Here is a 1,372-nt window from a genome sequence, read left to right as displayed (position 1 = left end):
CATGAAGGTATGGTGCCACCGCACATTGCTGCGGGTATCAACCTGAACTTCTTCCCTGCGGGTCCGATTTTCCGTCGTGGTGGTGCATTCTTTATTCGTCGTAGCTTTAAAGGCAACAAACTGTACTCCACGATTTTCCGCGAGTATCTAGCCGAGCTGTTTGCAAAAGGCTACTCGGTAGAGTACTTCAGCGAAGGTGGTCGCTCACGTACCGGTCGTTTACTGCAAGCGAAAACGGGTATGTTGGCCATGACGATTCAAGCGATGCTGCGTGGTCTAAACCGTCCGGTAACGCTGGTACCGGTTTACATCGGTTACGAGCACGTAATGGAAGTAGGCACTTACGCCAAAGAACTGCGCGGTAAACGTAAAGAGAAAGAGAACGCAGGTCTTGTTCTGCGCACTCTACGTAAACTGCGTAACTTTGGTTTGGGCTATGTGAACTTCGGTGAGCCAATTCAGCTCAACCAATACCTTAACGAGCACGCGCCAGAGTGGACAAAAGACATCGATAGCATGGGCGGTAGCAAACCACAGTGGATGAACCCTGTGGTCAATGAGCTAGCGAACAAGATGATGACGCACATTAACGATGCGGCAGCGGCAAACGCCTTAACGCTTTGTGCAACGGCCTTGTTGGCTTCTCGTCAACGTGCACTGTCTCGTGATTCTCTGATCAATCAGATTGAGTGCTACTTGAAGCTACTCAAGAACAACCCATACTCAAGCACTTCAACCATCCCAACAGAAAGTGCTGAAGAGTTGGTTGATCACGCTATCTCGTTAGATAAGTTTGTGATTGAAACAGACAGTATGGGCGACATCATTTCTCTGGATCGTAGTCAATCGATTCTGATGACTTACTATCGCAACAACATCATTCACTTGTTTGCGCTGCCATCGTTGATTGCCCAGATGATTATTCGTCAGCGCAATCTCACCGTGGAGAAAATCCAAGAGAACGTCGCGCAAATCTACCCATTCTTGAAGAAAGAGCTGTTCCTAAGCTACCAAGAGGAAGATTTAAACGACCTTGTGGTGAAAACGTTGAATGAGTTTGCCGAACAGAAAATGATCTGTCTTGATGGCAACAAATTGGAAATCAACCAATCAAACAACCAACCGCTGGTTCTACTTGGTCGCACGATTACTGAGACGCTGCAGCGTTACTCCATCGCCATGAACCTATTGGTTGCGTACCCTGAATTGGGTAAATCGGATCTGGAACAGAAGAGCCAAGACATCGCGCAACGTTTAGGTCGCCTGCACGGTATCAACGCGCCAGAGTTCTTCGACAAAGGTGTGTTTACCGCCATGTTCAATACGCTCAAACAGCAAGAGTACCTCGATAGCGACGGCAACTGCGATAAGA

General features: G+C 48.1%; 1 protein-coding gene. It reads left to right on the top strand.

What is annotated here, in order from left to right; all coding sequences use genetic code 11:
* On the top strand, nt 1-1,372 hold a 1,372-nt coding region (gene plsB / locus R7190_RS25540), incomplete at both ends, for a glycerol-3-phosphate 1-O-acyltransferase PlsB (RefSeq protein WP_318137639.1).

The sequence above is a fragment of the Vibrio sp. 1078-1 genome, assembly GCF_033340475.1.
This window is presented reverse-complemented; position numbering and strand designations above follow the sequence as displayed.